Here is a 23,405-nt window from a genome sequence, read left to right as displayed (position 1 = left end):
ATCACTCCTTAACTTTGATAACTTTCGCTACTGCATCTTCCTCTTCAAATTTAGCATCCACTTTAGCAGTTAAAACAATGATGAACTTACGAGCGCGGATATCTTTATCAACTTCAATTCGGATATTTCGGCTCATACCAACTACGATGTTTTTAGGATGAGTTAATAGAATATCAGATACAGTATTTGTTTCATTAGTGTATGGTTGTAACATCGCAATACCATCTACAGGAACACCATACGCTGAAGCTAAACCACCTTGAAGTGAGAAGTCACCAAGGTTTGTTTGTCGTGCTGCAACTTGGTCTTTCCATTCAACTTCTAATCCATGTGAAGTATAGAACTTCCAATCTTTAGGATTGCGAAGGTATTTCGCAGGAACAGCTTTATAAGCTTTCTTAAATACATCTTTAGAGAATGCACCAGCTGCATGATCAATTACATGTGAAGTCGCTTGTTTACGTAAACCATCTAGTAATGTTAAATACGTATCAGCAGAAGATTTGTCACCATTAATAATTAATTCTTCAATATCTAACGCCGCGCGCTCTGCAATCATCTGCATAATCGTATTTTGCAAGTTATTACCTTCAATATTATTTTCTAACGTGTCATAAGTAATATGCACTTCAGCGATTACTTCTTTTGCATTTAATGTAACTGTGCTAGTTGTTGGAGCAGAACGATCAGAATCTTTTAATGGTGTTCCTTCTACGCCTGGACGTAGAATACGAGAACCAAAACCGATTTTTTCAATTTTACGTGTGTCTGAAGCCATTTGAACAAATCGAGAGTCTTTTAAAATCGTAGGGGCGCTTTGCACCATACGTAAAAATGTATCAGCTTGCTCAGGGTTCATTAAACCACCACTAGCTAATGTGGCAAGAGTAACATCCGCTTTTTCAATGATTGTTTTGTTATTAAGTGTCATATATATTTTCCTCCTTCAGGCTTACAGTAAGCCATTCCATACAGATTTTTTAACTTCTGCTTTCTCAACAACATCAGTATCTTGCTGATTACTAATACCCTGAGATTTCTTTAACGCTTCAATTTCTTCACGTAGTGGAGCAGTAGCAGCTTCTACAGCTTTCTCTACCTTGATATCCTCTTCTGTTTTTTCCTCATCAAGATTAAGGTGTTTCTTAACAGAAGCTAATTCTTCCTTGATTGGCCCTACAGCCTTTTCTACTGCTGAAGTTAATGTCTTTTCAAATTGTTCTTGGTTAAACTCCATATTGCTTTCCTCACTTCCTGCGCCTTCCGGTGACGGTGTGACGCGTGTTTTTAGATTTGTTAATGATTCAATAGCTGCATCTATATCAGCCATATTTGTATTACTAATTTTCTTACCTGCTTTTTCTACTTCTTCAGCAAGAGAGATAACAGGTTTGTTTTCCCATGCCTTTACAACTGCTTCTGTTCCCTTCAACTCATTGATAATTTCAACAAATTCAAGTGCAGCTGTTTCAATACGATCTAAGTCGATAGCATCAGCAGTAGGAGCATTCCAAAGAGATTGATAGAAAGTATCTTCTAATGCAGAGAAAGAGGCATTGACGTCACGACGGTGTTTATTCTGATTAAATTTATCTCTAACCTCACCTTTCACAACTTTTTCTCCACTAAAAAAGCCCTTCATCAATTGGAAGAAGGACTTCATTTGTTTCTCTTCAGTTTTCGTTACTTCTTCCTCAATTACTTCTGTTTCAGCAACTCCTGCAAGAGAATAACCTTGGAACTCACCTTTCTTAACAGATTCCCATGTTTCCTCATCTGCTTTCGTAGTAAGAATCCACGTACCTTTCTTTACAGGTTCGCCATTAAGCTCCATATCAGCAGGTGCAATATATGATTCAACAACTTCTCCAACTCCTGCTACAAAATCGTGATTCTTATCGATTTGGCGGTATTTGAGCATAAACTCATGCGCTGCCTTTTCGATTGTCTTAGCATCTGCGAAATCTCCGTGAGCATCAATTGTATCTGGCTCATATACAATTCCGTATACAAGACGTTCTGCTTCATCCTCAGACTTAATAACCTTCACAGGCTTCTCGAAGTTTGGTTGCTCCTCTGATTTCGTTAAAAAGAACTTGCGTTGATTTGCTCCATTTTCTACATAAGAGACGTGAGAAACTTGCAAGTTCTTCAGCTTACGTTTTTTCATTTATTCACCTCCTTTCAAATATGAATCAGCTTAATTTTAGAAGTTTTCATTTCTTACTCAACTCCTTCAAAGTTTCTTCCCTAATCTTCTGCTTCTCTTCTTTAGATAGGCCTAATATATTGTTATCTACTGCAGGAGACATAACGCATTTGCAACGCACTCTCTCTTTAGCAGACAAAGAGCTATCACGAGGAAACATACATTTCTCACCAGAACCAGGTAATTCAAACTCTTCCTCTACCGGCACCGTTGTACCGTCATACGCCACGTGATTATCACGAGGCTGGTTATTCTTCGCACCGCTATGACGCCACTTTTTACCTGTAACCGCAGGGGATTGGCGATATGATTCGAATTGAGAGGCAGAGCATGCAGCGAGTACTTCTGTCTGCGCTGTAGTCTTCGCTCTCTTCCGATCAAATTCCGGAAGTTTCGCAAGTTCTCTTGCTATTTCTTTTATGCCTTTCCCTTTCTCCAATCCATCATTTAAAATACGTTCTACTGCTTTATGAGAATTAATCTTCATAATCTTACCTAATTCATCTGACCAACTATCAATCCACTTTGTAGTACGTTTTGAGAAGATATTAAACTGAATATCCGGGTCAATTGCATCCATGAAAGCTTTTGTCATGTCCTTCATCGTGTAATTAAGAAACTTCCTCGCTGCTTTGCTTAAACTTTTTGCAAATGTATCTGCTCCGAATAGGCTACCAGTAACAAAGTTAATAATATCCTTTATCTTGATACCCTTTTCTACAGCATCCTTTTTCGTATAGTTCTTAATTCCATCTATAAAGTATTTCTTCTGTTTTCGAAGCAGTTTAGCAATTTCCTTTTCGAAATCCTCAACATAACCAGGTAACATGTCCAATACTTCTAGATCATCAGGTAATGAAGCGGTGAAATCGTCAGTATCAGCCTTTTCAATCCACTCATTTAATGAGTCCAGTAACTTATCAATCTTCTGCATCTTGCATCGACTCCAGTAAGTCACGTAAGTCTTTCATTACATTGACTAAGTCCTCGTTTGAATTATTATCAGCTGATTTTTGTAACTTCTCATTTAACCCTTTCTCCCAGCCACTTACCTTACGATGTCTTTCTAAAACTAAAGCGACTGGTTGATCTGCTTCTGGGATATCATAATCCGAGAATTCTTTATTCAACATATTACTAGCGATGTTACGTATATCTTGGAATGTTAAGCCGCCCTTATCAGCCAGTACCTCAATGGTTTTAACCATATCTTCCGTATTACTAATTTCTGACTTACGTAGGTTCACATATACATGTTTTAATCCGTATGGAAGCAACAGGACATTGTTAATAATGAATTCTAAAGCACTTCGCTCCGGTTCAAATACCTGCTCCTCCGTAATCTCACGTACAGATTCAGCAGTCGCTCTGTTAAAATCACGAATATACCCAACATACACGTCAGGTAATCGGAATGCCGATTGTACTTTTTGACGTGACTTCTCATCATACTCAAGGAACAGAGCATCATTTTGCAGAATGTCTGCTAGTGATTTTAATTCAATGTCTACATTAGGTGGTGTATCGCCTACAACACCTTCTTCAGCACTTTCTACTTGTAACAAAAGATATTTATGTTGATTATCCTCACCTTCAACATTCGAGACATAATCAGTTATCGCTGCTTCACTTTCTTCTGATAAAATCCCGTTCTTCAATAAGATAGCCATTGGAATATGACGCCCTTGTTTGAAATAACGAAGATTTAACTCTTCCGCTTTCCTAGCACCGACCATATGAACAACATGTGATACCCATCGCGGAATGCCATAAGGACCATTGCCAATCTTTAGATGCATTACTTCAGTAGCGTTTTTCTCTCCTAAAGACTTTTCGGAAAACTTCCCAGTCTCTTTATTTAAGAAACGCGGATCGCCAAACTCCTTGAAGTAAGTATCTACTGCTCCTACCCGTTGTACATAGCGACGGAATCTTTTCTTTCGTTTGATTTCTTTTCCGTTAACTAAATACGTTACTTCTTGAGGTTCGTCGTCTTTACGTGTTACTCGCATGTACTGCGGCAACATATTTATTAGTTCAGCAGGTTTTCCCTCTAAATTACGAATCACTTCAATATAGCCATTGCCAGTCGTCTCTTTATCATCGATAGCAGTTTCAAGAATCTCTTTGAATGGCTTGTCGAAACTAAATAAAGGTATGATTTCTGTATCAACTAACGTCCACTCTGCCTTCATTTCAGGAGTTTCCTTGTCGTCCTCTTGTTTATACTTCATTTCATGACCAAATCCAGCTATATTTCGCTTGTATGCATCGATACATTGACCAAGAATCGTACTATTTTCTCTGATTTGCTGCAAGTCTTCTATTCTATAAGGCGGTTCGATAATATCATTAATAGCATACTTTTCATCTTCGCTCTCCTGCTGTCGTGACAATACTTGAGTATTTGTTCCTGCCGCCTTAATTACTTTCGCACTAACTTTCCTTTTATTTGTCATTAAGCTGCTTCACCTCTTTTCTTCTTTTTACGTAATCCGTAAATAACGGTATTAACAAAGTATCTTGTTTCGTCCATATGGTGATCATTCTCTTTCAGTGGCTTATCTTCACCACGTTCTACAGATTTCTCATCCCATATATAAGAAGCGAACTCTTTAAATGTTTCATTGCAGCAGTCGTTAAAATAAATAATGCCCGTGTTTAGCGCAACACCGACATTACCAATGCCCTCTTTAACATTATTACGGGCCTTATATACTTTTCGTTTATTTCTAACTAATAAAGCTATAAATGAAGCAGCGGACGGGTCAACTACAGTGCCACGGATCGGCAAATCTCCTACAAACTTCTCAAAGTCCTCGTAGTATTCCTGGTCTGTTTTCTGCTTTTCTGTTTCTCTACCGCTATAACGGTACTCTTTCACCTTGTACCATACTTCTTTACCTTTTTCGATGCATTTACCCCACAAGCCATAAACCATAGCATTCTGCGTGCCATAGTCACAAGAAACAAAGTATTCAACATATTCCCTTTCAATTGTAGGAACTTTATGTTTATCCTCATCAAACATGTCAAATATAAGTCCTGAAGCAGCTGCCCAAAGACCTAATATATATCGTTTGAAGAAGACTCCACTGTACATCTTGTAATAGCGCTGTTTTACTTTTTCAGACAAAGATAAGTTATCATCCATCGTAAAGCGAATGTGTAGTAAGTTCTTTTCTTTCGCCTTATCTAGCCATTCGGTTTTAAACCAATGATACGGCCCACCAGGGTTACAGTTAAACCAAACTTTTGAACCTTCTACAGAACAACGTCCAGTTGCTTGGTTAACAAATGAACGAACCATAAGTACAACTTCGTCAAAGAAACATCCCGCTAAGGTAATACCTTGTATAAGATCCTGCGACGCTTCATCTTTACCACCAAAGATATAAAAGAAGTTCGTCACACCATCTTTAGTAATGGTAAGCATATTTTCACTTCTATGATCCTTAACCTTATAACCACGAGATTTCAACATCTTTTTAAGTGGCGTTATAACGTTACGACGGTGCGAACCAATCGTTTTACCACACATACCGAAGTTCTCGCCTTCGAATGATTCCATTGCCCACATAACGTAGGAAAGAGCCATTGATACAGTTTTACCAGCACGAATGGAACCATCGCAAATAATCCCGTCATAATTTTTAACGGGACTGTTAGGCTTCCACCAGGTTAATACTTTCAGCTGCTTCTTGGAAAATGGCTTAAATTTGAATGGAGCAGGTTTCTTTTTACGCTTCGGAATCGTCGTCATGGTCATCCCACACTTCCTCTACCTTGCCTTCTAGCGCCTCTTTGAAACCATCATCTTCGTATTCTTCACCATCTTCGCCTTTAATACGAGCGGTATCGGCTTTTGTTTTCTCTATGTCAGCTTTCAGTTTATCTAACTCTAATCTTCTCTTATCATCAACACTCGCTAGCCTGTCGAATCTTTCTATTAGTTGTGATAATGTAGTCATTGCCCGCGATTGTGCATTTAAGAAGGTAGCATGTTTATCCCAAGCGAATTGAATTTCCCATTCTTCTTCGAATCCACTTTCAGTAACCTTATTCTTTCGTAGTTCTTTCGTTGTATCTTCTTGATATTTAACAAACATCAATCTTTGCGCTCTAATAATAGCCGTATACTGAATCGTTATGTTTTCCCATAACATATCAATCGGATTCTTCTCCATGATCTCCGCAGCTAAGTCAGCCACATCTTCTGGAAAGTGTTTTCGAAAGAAACCATGCGTCATAGCGTTATGATTACCTTTTGGAGGGCCATGACCAACAGCATTCTTATTACCCCATTTAGGATTCTTGTTACCTGGATTCCCTGCTGCATTCTTATTACCGATGGGTGCACCTGTTTTCTTGGTTTGGGTGCATCCTTTTTCTTGGTTTGGGTGCACCCCTTTTCGATTCCAGCCGTGCCTTTTTCTCCAGGACTTAATTGTATTAATACTGACTTCATATTTCTCAGCCAGTTCCTTATACTTCATGCCTTGCATGTAATCTTCTTGAGCTAACTCGTGTTTTTGTTTCACTTCATATCACCCACCACCTTCTATATTAATAGGAAGTAACTCGTCATAACTCCTCCTCGTGGTAATACCTAACTATTATTTAAGTTATGCCTTTAAAAACTCATCAATTGTTTTATCCAACACACTAATAAGAGCTTCTCGACACTGTTTTGGTGTCATATCATCATTCATCTTATTGTGTAAATCTACAGCCTTTTCTAGTTTCTGTGGATCAATATGTTGTTTAACTAATTCTAATCCGATAACATTGTTGATTAACTGACCAACAACAACTGTTTGTTCTTGTTTATTTAGTTTCATTCGTCTCACGCCTCTCTATGATAATCCCTAATTTATTCTTGAAATTCTCTAAAACTCGATGTATTATATTTTCGGGTCTTGCTCCAGATATCATTATCAGGAGAATCTGCAGGTTTGCAGGTTCTCTTTGTCAAATAAAAACATCCATTATATGAACGCTTCATGTTATTATGATAAAGCTGTATTAATTCAGATTGATATGTAGGTGAGACTAATGGAAAATAAAGAACATGAACAAAAGTACGATTTAAGCAAGATATACACATACACAGAACACCCTGACAAAATCAGCGGCCGCTGTGATAATTGCGGAAATACCGCATTCAAAAGTTCCGTTAAAAATTTCATCTATTTAAGAGAATGCCGTAAATGCGGTATGAAGAAAAGTATCTAGCCCCGTATCGGGCTTTTTTCTTTATAAACTAAAAAAGTAGCGGATTCGCTACTTTTACAGAATGACTTCAAATTCTTCGTATTCTTCTTTTGAAATAGATTGGAAACTAACTATTCTATAATCTTTGGTGCTGCTATATTTAACTCGTTTATACCATATTGATGGATGCTCATTTATAACCATATGTTCCGGAGTCCAACTTATATTTCTTTCAACATCTTCCCACATGTAAGAAACAAAATAGAACTTTTCATCCATAGTTCCCTCTCCTTTTCTTCCAGAATAACACAAAAAGAATCTTATTTTAAAAAATCCATAACGAAAACTAATTTATGCAGGGAAATGTATAGACCTAGCAGTTTTAGTTTACATAATTATAATTATTTGCAGTAGTTATTTCGGGAAATCGTTGATATGACTACGTTTACTAACTTCCGATTTTTATCGAATATTCATTTTTTATACATTGTTGATTTAACAGCATTTCTACCACTCATTTTCCGTTATTTCCTGCATAAACTTCACTTTGTTAACTATCTCTATTTTTATTCAACAACTTCCCAATTCTCAGCAAATAATTCAATCATTGTTTCTTTCCATGGTACTCTTCCAAAACGACTTTCTACATATAAGTAAGGTGCAGTCATTTTGCTATGCTCATCGGGGAATTGCGCACGAATTACAACATCATCACTCCATTGTGGTAATCGCATCCCTTTGCCCTTTTTCACTTCCTCAAAAGCTTGTCCGAAATTCATTAATAACCGCTTCCTTTCTGTTTAAGTTCGTACAATTCACACTGTAATCGATATCCTTCTAGTTCCCATAACTTATCTTCTATTTTCTTTTTAGCAATTTCATATCCAACTTGAGAATCGTAGTTATCTGGATCAACGCAGGCAGAAGTACCCACTACAGTAAACCCATTAGGTAGTTGAGCCGTTACTATACAGCACTTACCAAACACAGCATGTTGTATATGGAACTGCGCTTCTTTTAATACATCATCAATTTGTTCTTTCGTTACTGTATTTCTCATTCATCTTCCTCCTCTATTTTCGTTCGTTGTGTTCGTTTGTTTTGTTAGGATCACTTACCCAACAGATAGTCCACCCATTCAACTTGTTTCTTCAATTCCTCATCAGGCATATTCTCTAATCCTTTAAGAGTGTAATCTTCTCCAAACTCTTTTCCACCATCAATGACGAATTGAATTATTTCTTCTCTAGTCATGTTCTTATTACCCCTTATCTTTCCTTAACAACAAACAAGACGCCCACCAGATCACGGCAGCGCCTACGATAATTGCTATTGATTTAATCATTGTCATCCGCAATTAGATGCTCTAGCCCCTTTACCGCCTTATCATCTAAACGAATCTCCATTAGGCTCAAGATTTTAATTACATCATCCAATGTTTTAATTTTATTTCCGTCAATCTTATGGGGGAATGTTGGTCTAAAATGAATACTTTCTTTATCTTTCTTTTCTACTGTTAATTTATGTTCACTCATTATTATCCTCCTATTTAAATGTCCATTTTATCCAATTCAATCTTATATCCATCCACTTCAGTAATTTCTACGGCATGCACTGACGCTACCCAAACGCCCTCATCATCTAATAGTTGTTCATATTTCTCTACTGCTTTTTCTTCACTTTCTGCAACAACCAATCCTGTAGGATCATAATCAATCGCGTTAGCGTAACACATAAAAAGTTTCACGATTTCACCTCTTATTAGGTATTCCTATTCGTTCTAATATGCGGACAAGGATTTGCACCTCGCAATGCAACTACTTTACTGGTCGATTTTACCGTCATGATTCGGTAAGTTGCAGGAATTTCAGTTAGGTTTCACCCTACACACCGATAACCTTATAGCGTCTACCTATTCCGCCACCGCATAATTGTTTAATGTGTAATTTCTATATAACAAACAAAAAGCCATCACCGAAGTGACAGCTTTCAAGGGGATGGGAGGAAAAGAGAGAAAACAAATGGCAAAAGTTTCTCTTAGATCAAGGCTGATTACTCTCAACCTTCTCCAAGCCACCGCATCAACTAGTATGGCTACACGCCCTGTGTTCGGTGGCTTGGAGAAGACTAAGAATCTTCTCGTTTATACTCCATAGAGTCGGCTCAATGCTTCAGCTACTTAATGTCATTTTCACCCTTGCTGGCCAATTTCGCTTGATAACGTGATTATATCCAGAGGGAATATGTTTATTCCGTCCCCCTGTTTGAACCAACACATAGAACTAAGGGGGAAGTTCAGTTGTATTAGCTCAAACAAAGAGCGGAAGCTCTCTGCACAACGAAAGATGTGAGTAATTCGTTGAAAGTGTAAATCATTTCGTTCAAATTGATGAAGAAGCCTATTTTAATATTTGTTTTCTTTCCATAAACGCGATGTTCATTCAATCATGAACAACCACCCCATTCCATTTCCAGAAACAAATAACAGAGAGTAATAGACTTATATTCACTATCAACCCAGAGGACGCATTCTGGTCTGAATGGTAAATATAATAAAAACAGCATGACGAATGCGAGTTATCTCACACCCGCCACACTGGAATATGTCATTATAATTATTCATTGGTCTTTTCGTCTTAACGCGGGTTCTTACCGCCTTGCCCGCCCTACTATGCGGTATACGTTACCGTGACATTCTCGCATAAGAACGTTTCACTGATAGGTGTACTAATCCTCTTCGATATGCGGTTGTCAAAGGGCTGTCCAAAGCTCGTTAATGAGCTTGTAAGATAATAATAATTTGAATCGCACATCTACTTATCCGCTCCTTTATCGTTAATTTATCCGCATTTTATCCGTGTTTTTTAATTACATATTCTTATAAATTAGGAACACTATGATTTGCAAAATGTGTATCGCTTGATCGATTAACAATCCTGATTTTAATGAATCTAATTTCTTATAGAAGCCTACAGGTTTCGCTTTCATGTAATCTGCTACAGCGTGAACAACAAACATCCAAGCTACATCAATATAAGTAATGTTATAACCTAAGAAATATGCCGCGATTAATACTGTTCCTGTCCATATCCCTGCGTGTGTAGCTAGTACGATATGATTCTTCCCCTTCATATTTGCTAAGAAGTCTCCCTGTAACGGGTAATCCGCTAATAAGTGTGCAAATAACAATACTAAAAATTCCATATATCATTCTCCTTTTTATATAATTCTTAGCGCCGTAGCAATAGCCATAATTGCATTTTTCTTCTGAGCATAAAACCAATTATTCTCTAGAAACATTTGAGCTTTCACATTCTTATCGCTTACCATTCCGTTTTTCAGATATTTACGCTCAATGATCTCCCTTTGTTCTGGATCTAATGCATGCTCCAATGCTCTTTTAATCTGAATGTATTTGTAATCATTGATTTTCTTAGTGTCACGTAATTCTGGAAACAAGGAGATATTTTGATTTGAGCATTCTTCCTGATTCTGCATACGAACCCTTAAAACTCTGTAATTGAATAACTCTTTTGCTACTTCTTTTTGTATTAATTTGTATTCCTCATTCGTGATTTCTGGAAAGAATGCTAATTGCTCCATCTGTAATCCCCCTATTTCTGAATTTATCTTTTTAACATCACGTAAGGTACGTGAAATTTTACTATCTCTTTGTTGAATAAGGGAACATCGCGCATTAACATAGCCCCCACCACACTATTGCGCGTTGTTCCGTTATCCATTAAGCCTTTAATAATTTACGATTTTTGTTAGCCATCTTCTCTTTTGCTGCTTCAATGTTATTCGCTACTTTCTTATAGTCCTGATCAAATTGAATCATTCCATCAAACATAGCTGGTGCTACTGCTTCATCAACGTATTGTAAGTAATCCACTGGCGCTCGTTCTGTCTGTTCTACTAAATACCCATAAATATCAAAGTCCGCTCTTGGTATCGACTTCTTACCTTTTGGTTGTTGAGACATCCTTACGTAAGATTGAATGACTGACAGTGGTATTGCGAATGTTGACTGATCCTTGGTAAATCCAATAAGGAAGAAACAAATTGCCCCCATCTTCTCTGCTTTCTCCAGGTAATCCAATTGGTGCTGCGCAATGTTCTTTAAATCAAACCGATTTATTTCATTTGTAGACTTTGCTTCAAATGCTACAGCTCGCCCTTTATATACGCCATCATAATCCACTGTACTTTTAGATTCGTAATAACCATCCTTCACACGGCCATAAACCATTTTTAACACCTTCACAGGGGTCGGACGCTTGTTTATAAGCGCCACTCCCTCGCGTTGATACATTTCATTTGATAGATTGATAAGCTTTTCAAAAGCCATTCCACGGTTACCTTGTCCCATTTTTATTCCTCCATTTCTTTCTTGCAATCTTCAAGAAAATCAATAACTTCCTGAACATGCTCCCTCGTCGTCATGCTCTCCATCACGTATCCTTCATCGTTATAAACATTAACCTTACTTCCTGTAAACTCCATTCCGCACATTCCGTCTGCACCTAATAGCTTTACATTACCTTCCATTCTTTTAACCTCGCTTTCTATTTCTACTATATTGACAAAGACTGTCTACAAACTTACACTTTCATCAAACAAGGAGGTAATCCCATGAATGAAAAAGAAATGATTATGTTTTTACCAGATGGTAGATACGAATATTTACGTATTAATGTCTATACCCAAGATGGTAAAGAGAAATTTGATTATAAAAATGCTTATAAACGAATACTGACTGCTAAAGAGCAGCAACGTTATTTATTACATAACGAACTTCCTAAACCGATTGCGATTGTGTGAGGGCCCTAAACCCTCACTTATTTCTAAAAGGATTATTTTGTTTAGTTTTTGATCAGTTCAGGATTTTCATAGATATTCCCTACAACCTCTACATCGTCGTAATAATTACCATCTTTATCTTTCACCCCATGCAATCTCCACATCTCTCCATGTTGAAACGCTGGATATAAAATGAAACAAGGCGAACCATCTTGTCTCCAACGAACCTCGAATGTACCGTATGAACCAGTAGACCAAGCTTTTACAATGTCACCCTCATAGATATCAGTGCCGTTTTTATCTTTTAATCCTGTGTATTGAGTTACTTCGTATTCTGGATTATCAATAAATTCACCGATGTGGTAGTCTCTGATAAGGTCTCCTTCGTGAAAATGCTTATATACTTTATCCCATGCACGAAACTTAATTTCTTTCATTTCCCTCTTCCTCCCCTGAATAAAACTCAATATTCCGTCAATACTGTAGATGGAGGAATTTTTATATACCCATTAATTCCTCCCTTTCTTTAAGGGTTGGACAGTTAGTTTTCGCTAACTGTCCTTTATTCATTTGAATAATTAGCACAACTTTGTGCATACTATCTATAAGCTGCTTTCTTAACAGTGTTGGCAGCCCGGAATCTTTTGTCAAAAGGAGCAGTTAGCTTTTGCTAGCTGCTCTTTTATTTCGTATTATTCCAGCCTTGTTCTGTTAATTCCCACCCTTGATTACGCAATTCTAAAGCATCTGACTCTCTTCTTTGTGAAGCTCTTTTAATTGCTCTCTGTAAGCATTGAATTTCTTTTTGTTTGTATTCCAATTGGCGTTCAAACAATTCAATGTTTTTATCTTCATTTGTCACATATCTTTTATAAGCTTCAATTCTTTCTTCAGGCCACTTTTCCATATCCATTCCCCTTTTCAACAAAATGAAATTTTTATTATAAAACCTTGATCATACGTCCATATCTTCTAAGGAAAGTTAATACCGTTTGCATCTCTTCAGCTGTACGACTCACTAAACAATCAACCGCTTCCCCTTCAGGTATTCCGTAAACTTCAACCAATTCCTTAACTGCTGCGATATCCTCTTCACAATAAGCATCTTCAGGTAAGTATGTTTTTTCTTTCATCATTCATCCGCTCCTCTTTCTCGTAATAGTTTCATTTCTTTTATATAGTGATCAAGATTCTCTAAATTTGAAAATTGTTTAAGCAAGTTACCAAAGTAAGGCTCGTCTTTTCCGTATTTGCAATTCCATAATTTTCGCGATTTATCAAATCGAATGATTAGATTTATATTGGATTCTAATACACTACATTTATGATACTTAGCTTCTTCATTGAATCCTTTTGTTTTCATATATTCCTGTTTCATTTCTAATAAAGCTTGAATAATTATATCGATGTTATAGAGATCAATCTCTTTCTTCATATTCACACCCTTTCTAACTAAAATAGCGTTTTTGTTGAAAATGATGCCCTCATTTTTTTGGACACATTTACCAGTGTTTTTACAAAAAAATTCATGATATGGTTATTTAGTTGAGTACGTCATTACTTGACAATTACCCTTAGGAACCCCGCGGACAAACGGGGTTTCTTTTATTTAAATAACGATTTTTTCTTACTCCTCAACCAGCTAAAACTATGTTAAAATTAATCCATAATTTGTAAGGAGGTATATAAAATGCTCTCACTATATACATGTGTATCTTGTGATCAACCTCTCATACAACACGATGAACATTCGTTTATTCATTACTGTATTAATCCAAATTGCGAAGAAGCAAAACTGCACTTATCTCTGTTGGAAGAGATGGGGTTGTGAACCCTATCTCTTTTTCTATTCAAATACCGATTTTGTCTAAATCCATTCACTACTCTCATACTTTGACATACAATAATAGTGCCTTTCTAAATAATGTGAGTTCGTCACTGTCGTTATAATGAGGTATAAGGAGCGCTCTCGATTAGCGCTCTTTTTATTTAAATAAAGATTTTATTTAATTCCCATTCATCTTTTAGATTTCTTTGAATACATTAATATCATAAGAAATTCAATATGGTGCTCTGGTCCAGTTACCTTGAATTTCTTGCAGACCTTGAGAGAAGAATCCGTTTATAGCAAACGGGTTCTTTTATTTTTGGTCATACAATAAGAATTTTGTTTTAATACTCTACGCAATCCTCACACCAATACAAAATTTTGTTTTTATAACTCCAATCATTTATGCCTCGGATCTGGTTTATATTTAATTTCTTGTCACATAAGTAACAAGTTTTAACTTTTGTTTTTCTCCATCTTTGTTTCTTCATCGCCGCTCCTCTTTTCTTATTCGAATAACTATTTTGTTTGGTTTTTTGACTGTTCAAATGCTTTTTTCTCACAATCTACACATGCTACAATGTCGCCACCTTCATCAAATTGATATATAGACTTTTCTTCAATATCCTTATTTAAAAAGCAAATATCACAATTAAATTGCTGTTTCTTATCCACTAATTCGTCATTGATTTTCTTAGTTAGTTTTACCGTTCCAATATCCTCGTAAGGCTGAGCAATATATCCTTTATCATGTAGAGCTTTAACTACTTCTTGCATATCCTTCCAAGCTTCTGTACCTTGACCGAATTTAATAGTAACTGTATTCATTTTTCATTCCCCTTTACGAATATTCTTTTCCACATTACACATACTATCTACAAGTCAACTTCCCATGACTACACTCTTTTAAAACGGAGCTTGTTCCTCCGGACTGTTTTGGATCGCGGCAGGTAACTTAGTCAATTACCTGCCATTTTCTATTCAAACAACGCTTTTGTTTGGTTTTAATCTTCTACTTGCACAATATTTTCAACAAAGAATACTGGTATTAACTCGACGGATTTGAATCTTCCCCTCACAATGGCACATGCATTAGAATCATAATAAGAACAAAGCACAATTTTCAGATCGCTGATAACATCTTCTACTTTCATGTAAGAATCATTATCATCTTTTACACAATCACCTACTTTGAATTCATTCAGTTCACGCCCTGCATTTTCAAACATCCTGCGACGTTTTTCTTTTTCAATCTCTTCAGGTGTAGCTTTTCTTAAGCATTCAAATGGATAGTGTTGATAACAACCAGATGAATAAAAATCAGTGATTGCAAAATCTAATCCGTCTTTCGTATATTTACCTTTTATTTTGAATGTGTGTTTTAAGGAAGTAACCCAGTCTTCCATTTGTAATGGCTCTTCATAATCTACAAATTCATCGTCAAAGAAAGAATTAATTGTTATATTGCAAGGTCCCGCAAGACCTCCGCACATCATCCAAATTTCCCCTTCATTATATTTATAGGCACTGCCATTATTAGAGTTAGGTGTAATCCAGTTTGTTTTCATACGCTCAATCGCTTTAAATCCTGTATATGTCTCCATTCTTCTAAACTCCTTTTCTATTAAAATGACACTCTTATTCAATTTCTCCTCTATATTTCTTTATTGCTTGATCAATTGCTTCAATACCACTATCTGAACTGTCATACCATTCAACTGCCTTCATCACGCCTTTTAATCTTTCTTGCATTACATCTACCCTTATTAACGACTGTTGAATAGTGTATTTCATATTGAGTACTTCTTTCGCTGCATCTTCATAACCTAACTCAATTAAACGACTTGCCATAGCTTCAAGATCTTCTATTTTTCCATACTCAAACAATTCATTCGCGTCTTTAAAACATAAATAGTTAAAACTTCCGCCACTCATATTTTCACTTCTCCTTTTGTACAAAATTCAAATTTTGTCTTAATATCCGCTTGCTAGCCGATCATAGTTAACCTGGTTCTTTTCGAAATACGACTTTCGCATATCTTCAAATGTCATACCAAGTTTTAGTCCTATCTTTATTAATGCATTTAGCGAGTTACAGTAAGGATGAAAATTATTCAAATCTGCTCTGTATATCAAATCGAACAATTCATGATAGCTATTGCTAAAACTTACAACATTAAAATTACCTTCTATATGATGCATTTCTAAAACTGAAATAATATCCTCACTATGTCCGTACTTATTACCCAAACTAGCCATAAAGTGCATGCAATCCGCCCATTCATCGTACTGACGCGCTTTATCATCCTTTTTGTTCTTCTTCCAATACTTGAAGAATCCAATCTCGTTACTTAGCTCACCCAGCTCTGTATATAACGCCTGTGTCACGTCTCCAGTTAAGTTCTGATCTTGTAATCCATGAACCTCAACAACCTGACGATCTAGCTTGTCCTGCGCTTCAAAAATCTTTTGTATGTTTAACATTCCGTTCACTCCTTATAAGTAACTTTTCAATTTCTCTTTCTGTTTCTTCAACACTTCCAAGGAAAGCTTCGTCTTCCGCTTCTCGTTATTCAATCCAACCAAGTGATATTCCATTTTACGAATCTCATCCTCTACTACATCGAGTTCACTTTGCACCTGCACCGCAGTTTCTTTCTTCACGCAATCCCTCCTACAGTCCTAAATGCTCCATGATCTTGCCGATATTCTCATCAAAACCTCTAAAAATATGTTTATCTTCATTGTTTTCAACAAACACTAGCGTTGGTAGTGTGCTAGATTCGATTATTGAAACTAAGTAGTCTCTAGCATCTTCGTTTTCATCAACATTTCTTTCAATGATTTCAATATCAACTGGACAATTCTCTAACATTTCTTTTGCTCTTTTGCATTTCGGACAAGAATTTCCAGTGTATATAACGATCTTAGTTGCCATTCTCTTCAGTCTCCTTCGCTTCCATTAATAGTTGAGTAATTTCGTAAGTACCATGCTCTGTATATTTCATTGTTTTTCCTCCTTAGTTTTCTCTGCTTGTCCCTCTCTTGAAACCATTCTGCATCAATGACACACTGTAAAGTCACCCATGAGTGTTCTAATGAGTACGTTGTATCAGTCTTAGGCTTACGTTTACATCTCTTGAGGTTTTTCTTTAGGGCTCTCAATCTCTTAGGGTTTTCAGCTTGTATTGTCGCTCTCCAACGATACATCCTCATTAGTTTCTTACCCCTTTTCCCCAGCATGTATATTTGATAGGTGTATGCAGGAACTCTATAGGTTCATCCTGTCTCTCTTGGTCGCCTGTGTAGTCATACCACATGTAGGAAAACCATCTAACGTGTATCTGCTTACCTCTAGAGTAAAACCAGTCCATAGCTTGTTCCGTTTGCCTATTCCCCGTTTGCCTCATTCTCCCCATACCTTTCCAACAGCCCCGCCAGTTCCTCGCAACTCCCTTCAAACAAGTCGCGCCCATCCGGTAGCTTGTATATGTGATTATCGATTAATTTGTTGATTAAAACGTCTTGCTCCATGTTGCCTCCTAGCTGATTTGTTTCTTTTTGTATTTCCTTGGTGGTTTTGTTGCAGCTTCGTACGGATCCATCTTCCTTTTAACTCTTTGATAAAATGCTTTACTATTAATTCCGTTTGCTTCCGCTAAAGGAATGTATTCCTCAAACCCCTTTGGCTTTGTCGCTGCTTCGTATGGTGTCATTCCTTCTTTTCGGCGGCGATAGTATGTCGAATCGCTTATACCATTACTTCTAGCTAGTTTCAGCATTTTCACATTCTTTTCTTTCCCTTCATAACTCGTACCAACTGGTGAAGTAATTGCGCGTTCCATCGTCCATCCATGACGTAATCTTTGGTCAAGTAACTTTTCACTTACTCCAATTGAAGCGGCTTGTTTAATTTCCTCTTTAGATGGTTTTTGATAGTTTATTTTGCGATATACAGTCGCTGGTTCTGTCGCCGCCTCTTCTGGTGTCCATTTCCGACGTTTCCCATATAGAATCCTCTTTCTGAATGTTTGGTAATCAATTCCATTCTTCTTTGCTACATCAATGTACTTTCGATACTTCCTTGCAAATTCGCCGCTCAATGGTTCTGTAATTGCCTGTTCAATTGTTTTCTTTCCTTTTTTTATTCGTTGATTTACAGTCTGCCTACTAATACCATTCTGTTCCGCTATTTTATATTGTGATTCCGTTGGTTTCTCCTTGTTATTCATCGTTTTATTCCTCTCCCCCATCTCGAGCGATTTGACATGGCCACCGCTTCTTTCTTAGTCAATCTCGGGACTGTAGCAGCTTCAATTGGTTCCCAAAAAGATTCTTTAATACGTTGGCGAAATAACCGATATCCAATTCCGTTTTCCTCTGCGATTTCTAACTCTTTCTTATACTTTTTCGCAAATGATTCGTTCACTGGCCATGTGATGGCTTTCTCTATGTTCCATCCCCTAGTAATCCGTTGATCTACATTATTTTTGTTAATTCCATTATTCTTAGCTATTTCGTATTGTTCCCAGGTTGGGACTGGAAGATAATTGTTCTCCATCATCTTCCTCCTAATCTAGTTCCATAATTTCTTTAAGGGATCTTTCCGAAATGTATGTGTTAACAATTTGTATCTTCCCGTATTTCTTCCTAGCCATTCCCTCGGCTTCGCTCTTTGTCTCCGCTTCAAACCACCGTAACTTTTGTCTAAGGTCTTTATCGAAGAAATCCACAGCATAAGTAGGGATTCCCTGTGTCTTCGCTAAGAATTGTTCAGCTGTGCTCTTTGCAGTGTAATCAAAACTCCCCACAACATCCTCTAGTGTCAGTTGTTTCATGCCCCTAACCCCATTGGACGGGATTTAATCAAGTTTTTATCTGCCTGATCCATAATAAGAGCGGCAATTTCTAATTGATGTCTTCCCAACTCTTTTGCGATTTCAAGGATTCCTTTGCCTTCCTTCCACATTTCTTGTAATCGGGTAACTTCGCTCTCATCAAACAACAAATCCAAGTCTTCTAAAGCGATATATAAGTTACGACGCGATTTCTTCATATATTTTTTCTCTTGCAAAACCATTGTGTAATTTTCTTTATCTACTTCCGTTTCAAGCTTCGGCATCTGTTTCCCCTCCGTTACGAATCGAATCTTCTTTCCAAGTTAACGAACTTTCCGTACTCCTTAATGAATGCCAATTCCACTACACCGACTGGACCATTCCTTTGCTTCCCTATAATGATTTCGATTGTGTTTTTATTTTCTGTTTCCCTATCGTAATAATCTTCCCGATAAAGGAACGCTATGACGTCTGCATCCTGCTCTATTTGCCCGCTCTCGCGTAAATCGGACATCATAGGGCGTTTGTCTTGGCGTTGTTCTACACCACGGCTCAGCTGAGATAGAGCAACCACACACACATTTAATTGGCGAGCCATTGTTTTCAGCGTCCGGCTAATTTCTGCAATCTCCGCTTGTCTGTTTCCCTTATGTACCGGATTCCCTGTTATAAGTTGTAAGTAGTCGATGATCACCATGATTTGTCTACCTGGGAACTCATCGCATAACTTTTTAACCTTCGACCAAATGAAATTCGTTGTAATCCCTGCATCATCAAAAATTCGAATGTTTTTGTTGTTTAAAGCTCCCATAGCTTGCGTTAACTTTGTCCAATCTTCTGGGTTTAACTCACCTGTTTTCATGCGATTTCCATCAATATTTCCATTAATGCTGACCATTCTTTTTAAAAGTTCCTTTTGTCCCATTTCGAGTGAGAAGATCGCAACGACATCGCCATCCCCGTATTCTCCTGCTGCATTATTTCCTACATTTAAACAGAATGCTGTCTTCCCTACAGATGGACGGGCCGCTACGATTATTAACTCCTGTGGTTTAAATCCTGCCGTCATGCGGTTTAATTCTGTGAACCCTGTGTCCATTCCGGCTAATCCTCTTATTGGATTCTCTAGGTCTCCATACATTTCGACTAAACCGTCTCTAATTCGCCCGTCACTGTTCTTGTCTTCCCTACTTAAATTCAGCAACGCAGCCATTTGAGTTTGAATAGCAAGTTCTGTATCGTTTCCGCTATGAACTGCCTGTTTTAACGCTTCTGTATTCCTTACAACCTCTCGATCTCTCCATTTACTCCACACGATTTTTTCGTAGTATTTAATATTAGAAGTACCTGGTGTAGTTTCTGATAATTGAGCAAGATAACCAATTCCGCCGACATCCTCTATAAGCCCTTTCTCAGCCAATCTAGCGGTCAAAGTTACAAAGTCTACTGGTTCGTTTCCGCTATCGATTTCGAGCATTGTACGGAAGATATGGACGTGCTGTGGACGATACATCTGCTCAGGTTGTAAATTGATATCTTTTATCTTGTCAGGATCTAATAACAGCCCTCCTAGAAGACCTTGCTCCGCTTGAATGCTATATAATCCCTCATAATCTAAAGTGTGATTCACTGTCTTCCCCTCCGTTTAATACCCAATATCATTGCAATTTCTTTTAGATGCTTTTCCCGTTCCTCCGGCGGCGCCACGTCTTTGCTATTTTCATCCCACCGATTGAACATTGTTTTTGTCTCCGCTACAGTTGGCCCTGTGTATTTCACTTCATGATCTTCTTTTAATAAGTCAGCTGGTTTAGGAGGAAATTGATTGTATTTCGCATAGTTAGAAAGGTTCTTTAGCATTTCCTCGTATTCTTGTTCCGATAGAATAGTAGTCCATAAGTCAATTTTCATTTGTGTTACTTCAAATATCGGATATAGCGCACTAATTGCCTTTAATAATTCAAATGTTTGCTTCTTAATCAAGGTCAAAGTCCTCCTCTCTTAACTCTTTCTTACCTTTAATAACTTTAGGCTGATTTTTTGCTTTCTCTTTCTTAATTTTCACTACCAAAGCATCGAACTGTTTTCTTAACTTAGCTGGAGAAAGAATGTTAGTACTCCAGAAGTCATCCTTTTGTGTCCAGTTAATAAGGTATTTAATTTGTTCATCCGTTCTATTGTCTTTTTCTCTCATTAAACGGAAGTCATTAGCCCATTTATCGAAGTTAGGTTCTTTTGCTGATGGATTATTTTGTAACATCAATTCAAATAACAATTTCGCGTTCTCCATGTCGGAAGTTGAAAACTTTTGACAAGAAGTCTTTTTCTTTGTTGTATTCTCTGTAGTATTCTCTGTTAAAGATTGCGACATATTGTTACTATCCATAGTTACATTTTGTGACTTTCCATTGTTACAATTTGTTACTATCCAATCTACCAATTTGTCATAATCCAATTTATAGTGAAGAGTCGGTGCTCCGTTTGCTTTCATTAACTTAGTATCAACAAGCCCCATTTCTTTTAACTTCGCTGTCGAGTAACTAACCTGACGTTTTGTTAAACAGATTTCTTCTTGCCATTCCTTATGTGATTTGTAGAAAAAACCGTCCGTTCTTTTCGATTTATCACTATAAAATACAATTTGGTTTAAAAGTACTGCTGTTGTAAGATCGCCAGTTAATTTGATGAACAGTTTTGGCACAACAACTATGTTTTCTTGACCGCTTATTTGAGAAATAATAGTACGTATCGTGTTGTAATTACTCACTTAATCCACCTTCTTCATCCAACATTCATAACTTGCACGATCTTCCATGCCTGTGAATCGAATTTTGTCCTTCCCTTTAAACTTTCCATCGTTATAAAATGTCTTTTCTGCTCTATAAACTTTCTTGATTGGCGTTACGTAGTCATAACCTCGTCTCTCTAAATCACGAACTGCTTTTAACATTTATTTCATTGATCCACGTCTTACAGGTACTTGAAACATCAATCTTCACACCTTTCGCATTTGGCTATACCGTCATTTACTTCCAAAACCTTATATCCGGGATAACGCTTTGGTATGCGATTGATATACCTGTAAGCGTTCCTCATAATTTCTTGTTCACTATTTGCGTCCTTATAAACCCATGCCGGAAGGACGACGTTAGACATTGTTTGTTGATTTAGCATGGGCTATTACCTCCTTATCCTGCTTGGCTATACTGCGTTTCCCAACCAGATAATACTTGTATTGCTTTAGATGCTGATTGCGAGCTGATTTCGCTTAAACTCGTAAATCCAACTTGATTTTTGAGCGTTTCTTCAACCATTTGTTTTTCCGTTTGTGTTAATGTCGCTACATGCGCTATTTTTGCGTGTATCATTTTCATTTGTTTCTCGGACGCTTTGCCATTACCACTGCTTCCTTGCTGCTTATTTGGAGCTTGTCCATTGTTACTTTTTTGATTAGGTTTGTTACCTTTTCCATAAGTTGCGCTATTGCCATCGTCATCTTCACCTGTATTCAAGCTAAGGAACGCTGCTAGTGAATAGCGTCTTGCGTATGTGATACAACTTCCTACTGCTTGCGGATCGTTCTTTACTGGCTTCATTGTTAATTCATCCGATTCAAGCCATTCACCACTCTCATGTAGGAGAAGTGTTTTTAACGTTACGTTTTGACCGTCTCCGCTTGGTATTTGCATAATACTTAATCCGTGTTTAGAAAGGATTGGTCTAATTTCATCTATAATCGTGTCTAGCGTTGCGTAATTGTTTTTAAAGAAAGGATTATCTGCATCCTTTGCTATTTTGTTAACCTCTGAGTTGAACAAGACTAATGATTTCGCTAATTTAGCAATCGTTTCACTTCTGTTCATCGGATTCTCACGCCTTCACTCTGACGTAATGTAATTCCATCCCATTGCATTCCATCTTTAACTGCTGCAAGTAATAACTTCTTATCAACCTTAGGTGGCTGAGGAATCATGTATTCTGGTGGTACAACTGCATCTTCTGCGATGTCTAAGCTTGCTGGATTCTTTTGAATCCCTACTGTTACGATTGTTCCTTTGATACGTTTAACTTCTAATAAAGTCATTTGCTGATATAGGTAATCTTTTAAACTCTTACAATTGTTTTCCACTGATCTTCTGCGGTCCGCTAAACGCTTTTCTTCTGCCTTGATAGCTTCCGTATCAGCTTCAAGGTTACGAATTAACAACGCGATATTTTGGGCCTTATCCTGAATGTTTTCTTCAATCGCTTGTAATGTATCTGCTAATACAGCTGCATCTGTACCATCCTCAATCATCATTTGTAGTGCTCTATAATTAGAAGTAAGTTCATATAATTTCATTTTCATATCCTCCTAGAACGGCATTTCGCCATATGGTTTATTTGTTAAAACCGTGATTGCATAGTCGAGATCTAACTTCTTCACGATGTCTTGTTCCTTTTCAGACATTTGTTTTAAAGTTTCGATTGCACGTTCTTTTTGCTTGTCTAAAACATCTTTCATTTCCACATT

41 protein-coding genes are annotated in these 23,405 nt (G+C 37.2%); 2 read left to right on the top strand and 39 right to left on the bottom strand.

Going from position 1 to position 23,405, the window contains the following annotated elements; translation table 11 throughout:
* Position 1 precedes the first annotated feature (1 nt).
* The 7 genes from NST14_RS30610 to NST14_RS30580 form a co-directional block, all read right to left on the bottom strand.
* A complete protein-coding gene (locus NST14_RS30610) occupies positions 2–931 on the bottom strand; it encodes a phage major capsid protein (protein WP_229143665.1) in 930 nt (309 codons plus the stop codon).
* Between the two features lie 21 nt (positions 932–952).
* Positions 953–2,170, bottom strand: a complete 1,218-nt coding sequence (locus NST14_RS30605) for an XkdF-like putative serine protease domain-containing protein (RefSeq protein ID WP_229143666.1) — start codon at positions 2,168–2,170, stop codon at positions 953–955.
* Between the two features lie 46 nt (positions 2,171–2,216).
* Entirely contained in the window at positions 2,217–3,143 is a 927-nt protein-coding gene (locus tag NST14_RS30600) for a phage minor head protein (protein WP_229143673.1), read from the bottom strand.
* Positions 3,130–4,668: a phage portal protein gene (locus tag NST14_RS30595; protein WP_229143675.1), complete on the bottom strand. Its 1,539-nt coding sequence runs from the start codon at positions 4,666–4,668 to the stop codon at positions 3,130–3,132. The genes NST14_RS30600 and NST14_RS30595 overlap by 14 nt, the downstream gene beginning before the upstream one ends.
* Positions 4,668–5,978 carry a PBSX family phage terminase large subunit gene (locus NST14_RS30590; protein WP_229143677.1) on the bottom strand — a complete coding sequence of 437 codons (1,311 nt, stop codon included), beginning with the start codon at positions 5,976–5,978 and terminating at the stop codon, positions 4,668–4,670. Before NST14_RS30590 ends, NST14_RS30595 begins: the two co-directional genes overlap by 1 nt.
* The gene (gene terS / locus NST14_RS30585) at positions 5,950–6,750 is read right to left on the bottom strand and encodes a phage terminase small subunit (protein ID WP_229143679.1); all 801 of its coding nucleotides are present in this window, start codon (positions 6,748–6,750) and stop codon (positions 5,950–5,952) included. Before terS ends, NST14_RS30590 begins: the two co-directional genes overlap by 29 nt.
* An 84-nt stretch (positions 6,751–6,834) precedes the next feature.
* Positions 6,835–7,050: a hypothetical protein gene (locus tag NST14_RS30580; protein ID WP_000773609.1), complete on the bottom strand. Its 216-nt coding sequence runs from the start codon at positions 7,048–7,050 to the stop codon at positions 6,835–6,837.
* A 214-nt stretch (positions 7,051–7,264) separates the two neighbouring features.
* On the opposite strand from NST14_RS30580, the gene NST14_RS30575 reads away from it, so the two are divergent.
* Complete coding sequence (locus NST14_RS30575; RefSeq protein WP_229143681.1) at positions 7,265–7,444, top strand: hypothetical protein; 180 nt, start codon at positions 7,265–7,267, stop codon at positions 7,442–7,444.
* Positions 7,445–7,498: 54 nt separating this feature from the next.
* Here the strand turns inward: NST14_RS30575 and NST14_RS30570 are convergent, their stop codons facing one another.
* The 10 genes from NST14_RS30570 to NST14_RS30525 all read right to left on the bottom strand — a co-directional run bounded on the left by NST14_RS30570 (position 7,499) and on the right by NST14_RS30525 (position 11,974).
* Complete coding sequence (locus NST14_RS30570) at positions 7,499–7,702, bottom strand: hypothetical protein (RefSeq protein WP_048532789.1); 204 nt, start codon at positions 7,700–7,702, stop codon at positions 7,499–7,501.
* Between the two features lie 287 nt (positions 7,703–7,989).
* Positions 7,990–8,202: a Thoeris anti-defense Tad2 family protein gene (locus NST14_RS30565; protein WP_061184910.1), complete on the bottom strand. Its 213-nt coding sequence runs from the start codon at positions 8,200–8,202 to the stop codon at positions 7,990–7,992.
* Positions 8,202–8,483 carry a Gp49 family protein gene (locus NST14_RS30560; RefSeq protein WP_229143683.1) on the bottom strand — a complete coding sequence of 94 codons (282 nt, stop codon included), beginning with the start codon at positions 8,481–8,483 and terminating at the stop codon, positions 8,202–8,204. Before NST14_RS30560 ends, NST14_RS30565 begins: the two co-directional genes overlap by 1 nt.
* Before the next feature lie 50 nt (positions 8,484–8,533).
* Positions 8,534–8,677, bottom strand: a complete 144-nt coding sequence (locus NST14_RS30555) for a hypothetical protein (RefSeq protein WP_341119580.1) — start codon at positions 8,675–8,677, stop codon at positions 8,534–8,536.
* 83 nt (positions 8,678–8,760) lie between these two features.
* Positions 8,761–8,958: a hypothetical protein gene (locus NST14_RS30550; RefSeq protein ID WP_100635115.1), complete on the bottom strand. Its 198-nt coding sequence runs from the start codon at positions 8,956–8,958 to the stop codon at positions 8,761–8,763.
* Positions 8,959–8,972: 14 nt separating this feature from the next.
* A complete protein-coding gene (locus NST14_RS30545) occupies positions 8,973–9,170 on the bottom strand; it encodes a hypothetical protein (RefSeq protein WP_100635116.1) in 198 nt (65 codons plus the stop codon).
* 1,121 nt (positions 9,171–10,291) lie between these two features.
* Positions 10,292–10,627 carry a DUF3307 domain-containing protein gene (locus NST14_RS30540; protein WP_229143685.1) on the bottom strand — a complete coding sequence of 112 codons (336 nt, stop codon included), beginning with the start codon at positions 10,625–10,627 and terminating at the stop codon, positions 10,292–10,294.
* Positions 10,628–10,642: 15 nt separating this feature from the next.
* A complete protein-coding gene (locus NST14_RS30535; RefSeq protein ID WP_229143687.1) occupies positions 10,643–11,026 on the bottom strand; it encodes an ArpU family phage packaging/lysis transcriptional regulator in 384 nt (127 codons plus the stop codon).
* 139 nt (positions 11,027–11,165) lie between these two features.
* On the bottom strand, positions 11,166–11,795 hold the full coding sequence (gene recU, locus NST14_RS30530) for a Holliday junction resolvase RecU (RefSeq protein WP_229143689.1): 630 nt from the start codon (positions 11,793–11,795) through the stop codon (positions 11,166–11,168).
* Between the two features lie 2 nt (positions 11,796–11,797).
* The gene (locus tag NST14_RS30525) at positions 11,798–11,974 is read right to left on the bottom strand and encodes a hypothetical protein (RefSeq protein WP_229143692.1); all 177 of its coding nucleotides are present in this window, start codon (positions 11,972–11,974) and stop codon (positions 11,798–11,800) included.
* Between the two features lie 84 nt (positions 11,975–12,058).
* On the opposite strand from NST14_RS30525, the gene NST14_RS30520 reads away from it, so the two are divergent.
* On the top strand, positions 12,059–12,247 hold the full coding sequence (locus NST14_RS30520) for a hypothetical protein (protein ID WP_229143700.1): 189 nt from the start codon (positions 12,059–12,061) through the stop codon (positions 12,245–12,247).
* Positions 12,248–12,288: 41 nt separating this feature from the next.
* Here the strand turns inward: NST14_RS30520 and NST14_RS30515 are convergent, their stop codons facing one another.
* From NST14_RS30515 to NST14_RS30405, 22 genes are all read right to left on the bottom strand, one after another.
* Positions 12,289–12,663, bottom strand: a complete 375-nt coding sequence (locus NST14_RS30515; protein WP_000658754.1) for a YopX family protein — start codon at positions 12,661–12,663, stop codon at positions 12,289–12,291.
* A 245-nt stretch (positions 12,664–12,908) separates the two neighbouring features.
* Positions 12,909–13,133, bottom strand: coding sequence for a hypothetical protein (locus NST14_RS30510; RefSeq protein ID WP_000417046.1), 225 nt, complete (start codon positions 13,131–13,133; stop codon positions 12,909–12,911).
* A 34-nt stretch (positions 13,134–13,167) separates the two neighbouring features.
* On the bottom strand, positions 13,168–13,362 hold the full coding sequence (locus NST14_RS30505) for a hypothetical protein (protein WP_229143777.1): 195 nt from the start codon (positions 13,360–13,362) through the stop codon (positions 13,168–13,170).
* On the bottom strand, positions 13,359–13,661 hold the full coding sequence (locus NST14_RS30500) for a hypothetical protein (RefSeq protein WP_229143778.1): 303 nt from the start codon (positions 13,659–13,661) through the stop codon (positions 13,359–13,361). Before NST14_RS30500 ends, NST14_RS30505 begins: the two co-directional genes overlap by 4 nt.
* 912 nt (positions 13,662–14,573) lie before the next feature.
* The gene (locus tag NST14_RS30495) at positions 14,574–14,882 is read right to left on the bottom strand and encodes a hypothetical protein (protein WP_001099201.1); all 309 of its coding nucleotides are present in this window, start codon (positions 14,880–14,882) and stop codon (positions 14,574–14,576) included.
* Positions 14,883–15,058: 176 nt separating this feature from the next.
* Positions 15,059–15,658, bottom strand: a complete 600-nt coding sequence (locus NST14_RS30490; protein WP_073340196.1) for a hypothetical protein — start codon at positions 15,656–15,658, stop codon at positions 15,059–15,061.
* 34 nt (positions 15,659–15,692) lie between these two features.
* Entirely contained in the window at positions 15,693–15,989 is a 297-nt protein-coding gene (locus NST14_RS30485) for a hypothetical protein (protein WP_073340191.1), read from the bottom strand.
* 39 nt (positions 15,990–16,028) lie between these two features.
* Entirely contained in the window at positions 16,029–16,538 is a 510-nt protein-coding gene (locus tag NST14_RS30480; protein ID WP_229143582.1) for a dUTP diphosphatase, read from the bottom strand.
* Between the two features lie 12 nt (positions 16,539–16,550).
* Entirely contained in the window at positions 16,551–16,718 is a 168-nt protein-coding gene (locus NST14_RS30475; RefSeq protein ID WP_163258469.1) for a hypothetical protein, read from the bottom strand.
* 10 nt (positions 16,719–16,728) lie between these two features.
* Positions 16,729–16,992 (bottom strand): glutaredoxin family protein, encoded by a 264-nt coding sequence (locus NST14_RS30470; protein WP_163262776.1) that lies wholly within the window; start codon positions 16,990–16,992, stop codon positions 16,729–16,731.
* Positions 16,993–17,444: 452 nt separating this feature from the next.
* The gene (locus NST14_RS30465) at positions 17,445–17,588 is read right to left on the bottom strand and encodes a Fur-regulated basic protein FbpA (RefSeq protein WP_229143584.1); all 144 of its coding nucleotides are present in this window, start codon (positions 17,586–17,588) and stop codon (positions 17,445–17,447) included.
* A gap of 8 nt (positions 17,589–17,596) precedes the next feature.
* Positions 17,597–18,286, bottom strand: a complete 690-nt coding sequence (locus NST14_RS30460; protein WP_267496812.1) for a hypothetical protein — start codon at positions 18,284–18,286, stop codon at positions 17,597–17,599.
* Complete coding sequence (locus NST14_RS30455; RefSeq protein ID WP_000431119.1) at positions 18,283–18,615, bottom strand: hypothetical protein; 333 nt, start codon at positions 18,613–18,615, stop codon at positions 18,283–18,285. The genes NST14_RS30460 and NST14_RS30455 overlap by 4 nt, the downstream gene beginning before the upstream one ends.
* 10 nt (positions 18,616–18,625) lie before the next feature.
* Entirely contained in the window at positions 18,626–18,892 is a 267-nt protein-coding gene (locus NST14_RS30450) for a hypothetical protein (RefSeq protein ID WP_229143586.1), read from the bottom strand.
* On the bottom strand, positions 18,889–19,134 hold the full coding sequence (locus tag NST14_RS30445) for a helix-turn-helix domain containing protein (RefSeq protein ID WP_372465864.1): 246 nt from the start codon (positions 19,132–19,134) through the stop codon (positions 18,889–18,891). The genes NST14_RS30450 and NST14_RS30445 overlap by 4 nt, the downstream gene beginning before the upstream one ends.
* Positions 19,135–19,190: 56 nt before the next feature.
* A complete protein-coding gene (gene dnaB, locus NST14_RS30440; protein ID WP_229143590.1) occupies positions 19,191–20,522 on the bottom strand; it encodes a replicative DNA helicase in 1,332 nt (443 codons plus the stop codon).
* Positions 20,519–20,875, bottom strand: coding sequence for a replicative helicase loader/inhibitor (locus NST14_RS30435; protein WP_229143592.1), 357 nt, complete (start codon positions 20,873–20,875; stop codon positions 20,519–20,521). Before NST14_RS30435 ends, dnaB begins: the two co-directional genes overlap by 4 nt.
* On the bottom strand, positions 20,868–21,659 hold the full coding sequence (locus NST14_RS30430) for a hypothetical protein (RefSeq protein WP_229143594.1): 792 nt from the start codon (positions 21,657–21,659) through the stop codon (positions 20,868–20,870). Before NST14_RS30430 ends, NST14_RS30435 begins: the two co-directional genes overlap by 8 nt.
* Complete coding sequence (locus NST14_RS30425) at positions 21,660–21,842, bottom strand: hypothetical protein (protein WP_341119592.1); 183 nt, start codon at positions 21,840–21,842, stop codon at positions 21,660–21,662. It abuts the gene before it with no gap.
* Positions 21,843–22,080: 238 nt separating this feature from the next.
* On the bottom strand, positions 22,081–22,755 hold the full coding sequence (locus NST14_RS30415; protein WP_229143599.1) for an ERF family protein: 675 nt from the start codon (positions 22,753–22,755) through the stop codon (positions 22,081–22,083).
* On the bottom strand, positions 22,752–23,234 hold the full coding sequence (locus tag NST14_RS30410) for a siphovirus Gp157 family protein (RefSeq protein ID WP_229143601.1): 483 nt from the start codon (positions 23,232–23,234) through the stop codon (positions 22,752–22,754). Before NST14_RS30410 ends, NST14_RS30415 begins: the two co-directional genes overlap by 4 nt.
* Positions 23,235–23,246: 12 nt before the next feature.
* Entirely contained in the window at positions 23,247–23,396 is a 150-nt protein-coding gene (locus tag NST14_RS30405) for a hypothetical protein (RefSeq protein WP_163258454.1), read from the bottom strand.
* Between the last annotated feature and the right edge of the window lie 9 nt (positions 23,397–23,405).

Origin of the sequence: Bacillus sp. FSL W8-0519, assembly GCF_038005585.1 — a bacterium.
GTDB lineage: Bacteria > Bacillota > Bacilli > Bacillales > Bacillaceae_G > Bacillus_A > Bacillus_A paranthracis.
The sequence above is the reverse complement of the archived record's forward strand: the minus strand, read 5'-3'. Positions and strand labels throughout refer to the sequence as shown.